This window comes from Microcystis sp. M44BS1, assembly GCF_020244875.1.
GTDB lineage: Bacteria > Cyanobacteriota > Cyanobacteriia > Cyanobacteriales > Microcystaceae > Microcystis > Microcystis panniformis.
Genome location: NZ_JADBVM010000120.1, coordinates 1 through 3,559 on the forward strand (window position 1 = coordinate 1; position 3,559 = coordinate 3,559).

At 38.7% G+C, this 3,559-nt stretch carries 1 protein-coding gene; it reads right to left on the bottom strand.

The features are described from left to right. A partial coding sequence (locus IM515_RS09110; protein ID WP_287630658.1) for a Calx-beta domain-containing protein occupies positions 1 to 3,559 on the bottom strand: 3,559 nt, incomplete at both ends.

Below are 3,559 nucleotides of genomic sequence, written 5' to 3' on the forward strand. Positions count from 1 at the left end.
TTCTTCCTTGAAAGTATTTACCCCATTAATAAACGTATTGCGTAAATAGCTTGTGCCATTGCTAAAGGCAGTTTCAATCTTCTTACCGCCACTTAGCCATTCTTCCTTGAAAGTATTTACCCCATTAATAAACGTATTGCGAATTTTACTACCATCTGGCAAAAATTCCGTAATTAAATTATCAAGCAAGAACAAAAATCCTTTGCCAAACTCATCTATGATGGCTTTAGCAATTTTATCAATATCCTGAAGCGCACCATTATAAATACCTTTTGCAATAGTATCTAAATTTGTTGTAACACCATTATAAAGCCCTCTAGCAATACTTCGCAAATCTTGCGTAACTCCATTATATAAGCCATTGGCAATATTACTAATATCCTGAGTTACTTCCTTATATAAAGCACTTGCAACACCCGTAATCCCACCCGTAAAATTATCATACAGGAATTTTGCCGTTTCTCCCAACTTAAGTCCATAGGTCTTCGTTACCAGTGCCACGTCTTTAGCAGCACCCAACATATCACGACCACTTTCCTTCAAGCCAGTCGCTAATTCATTAAAAGCTTGAGTTACTTGAGGAGAAGTCCCCGTCCCCAAAAGGGCAGTACCCGCAGTGAGTAATGTGGGGTCGCCAGTAATAACGCCTAGTGCATAAACTTTTAATGCCCCTTCTCCCCTTGTTTTGTCAATAAACGACTTAACATCATTTTTAACATCAGCGAGAGAGCCTGCACTCTTGTTATAAAGAGGCACGATCTTTTCGACTTCACCTTTTTTAATTAAGGGCAGACCTAAATCTCCTATAGGGAATAAGGTCGAAGTTAGACCTAACCCAAGATTAATTGAAAGTGTTGGAATTAGATTGGTATCATTTAATCCCGATAAACGAACCTTGGGATCAGAATCAACTCCTGAAGGAGAATCATCGAGGCGAAGTCCCAGTTGTCCTATTAAAGAAATTCTTCCAGCAATATCAACTAGCGGTATGACGGTTATTAAGTCTAGGGTTGCAGTTAAAATGCCAGTGACCGTAGGATTGAGAGAGAATAGCATATTCCCAACAGTTCGACCTGAAGGCGCTTTAGCTCCACTTTCAATCACATAAAAACCTTGCGTATCAAACCCTACAGTGGTATCAACTAACATTGAAATTACAGCTTCTATATCTACACCAGCGCTGACACCAGCAATTCCATAGAAGGTAAATATGGTCGTGCTAGGCAACACCGTAAATTTTTTCCCAAACTCACTAAGAGTTTGTTTAATATCTAAACTAACAAGGTTAATCTCCTGACCGCTGAGAAGCTTCAAGATGTTTTCAGCTTTAACTAAATCTACACTTATATCTAAAATGTCAAGGCCTTGTTCACCAGTCTTGTCATTGATCTGCTGGATAGTTTTCCCTTTGAATTGATCTGGATTTACAAGTAGTTGAATGCCTTTAGGCGCACCAATAATATCTAATAAATTCTTATCTAACAAGGGAATTTTTTCGGTAAGAATCGTGCGAATCTCTTTTGGAATTGGGTTAGAATTAACCAAATCGCCTAAAAAGAGGTTAATGAGATCTCCTTGCTTACCCTGAAAAAGATTAATAATCGTGGTGATACTGGCATCATTTTTGATGGTATAGCTGGCTTGTCCTGTAACGAGATCGTATTGAACGCTAGCATTCCAAGTAAAGCTCCCTAAATTGAGCTTGTTGAGAAGATGGATGTCAGGATTTGCTACAGTAAGAGCCGCATCCAAAGCCAAATTACCTGTTAAAGAAACGGCTTCTTTCTTCCCTAAAATCGTATCTAAGGAAAGCGCATTATTACTCGCTAATAAATAAAAGCGTTCGTTAGCAATAGTGTCAAAATCGCTAAATGTTAGTTTAGCCGTTGGGTTCAAATTGGCATTAGCTATGTTCACCTGACCAGAAAGAAACTTACCAATACTAGCTGAACCGTTAAAACTGCCCTTAATCGGTAACTGAGCATTAATTGTCCCACCTTCATAGATAAAAGGCCCATTCACTAAATCAAGACCGAATTTAAGATCGAGGGCTAGATTTGGCGTGGAATTCAAATTACCATTGAGCGTGAATTTCGCCAAACCCGCATCAAAACCACCAGACGTATTTACCAGTTGCAATGTGTCGCTAACCGAAGGATTGTAGCGTAATAGCAAAACATCATTTGCCAAGAAACTACCACTAAAGAATTCTTGGGGTGTGATAATTTTTTCAACAATAATATTACGCGATGCCAGATACGCTTTTGTCCCTGTATTAGGAGCATCAAAAGCAAGCCCTTTAGCAACAGTTGACGTAAGCGCAGTGGATAAATTGTTGCCAATCAACGGAATATTTTTAGTTAATTGAGCAACTTTATTACTTTGATTAGCAAGTGAATTAATTCCTTTCTCTGCCGCATTTACTAAGGCATCTAGAATAGCATCCTGTTGAACACTAAACTCCGCTTTTCCTGTGACAAAATTTAAACTACCAGTAGCCGCAAACGGAATTTCAAACCCTGACAGATTCGCAATATTTCCCTTAATTGTGGCACTACTTAAATTAATGCCGCCGATAAAAGATACGCCATTAGTTGCAAAGAGTGTCCCAAAAGTTGTGCCAGAGAAATAAAGTCGTTCATTAGCAACATTGTCACCATCATCTATTTTTAATAGAGTATTAAGGTTTAGTTTTCCAGTTCCATTAATTTCCCCATTAGTAAGCCCTTTAATAGAGGCGCTTCCTGTCAATGTAGTATTCAAATCAACAATGGCGCTGAGAAGACCATTTTCATTAACAAAGGCCTTGCCAAATTTATCAATACCAAGACTAAACTTAAAGCCAAGGGACGCAGATCCGTTTGCATTACCAGTAATAGCAGCACTTGTATCTATGCCAACTACATTGAATGTTTTAGTTCCAGAAAGGCTTTCAGCAATGGTGAATAATTTAGAAAGATCAAAATTAAAAATAACTTCGCTATCAGGCTTGAGATTAACACTAACGAGAAGACTAGATGCAATCAACTGTCCATCAACGCTAACTGTTACATTTCCAATATTTTTAATTGCAGTGGATAATTGATCAACAATAGTTTTGAGATTCAGACTAGACAAGCTGTTCAAGCTACTAAGGGCTTGATCGAGGAGACTTTTTGCCTCCCCCAAAAACAACTTAGCCGAATTAACGTCAATTCGTTTTCCTAGTAAATCAAGATTTTGAAGTAATAGCGGATTTTGAGAAAAAACGTTATTGAGTTCTGCAAAAATATTTGTTGTTGATGATAGCCCTTTAAGAATATTTTGCAAGCCATTTACGACTGGTAATTCATTATCCTTGAGGGTAACAGTTGCCGTCGAAGTTGCGCCAAGAGCATAGCCATCACCCATCGCTAAGGTTAAAACAATTGACTCATCCCCCTCTGCTAAGGTGTCGTCTATGGGATTGATGTTGATTAACGCTGTGGCTGCCCCCGCCGCAAAACTCACTGTCCCCGTCAGATTGTTATAATCGGTTCCCTTTGTTGCGGTTCCACTTAGGGTATAGTTGACGGTTAAA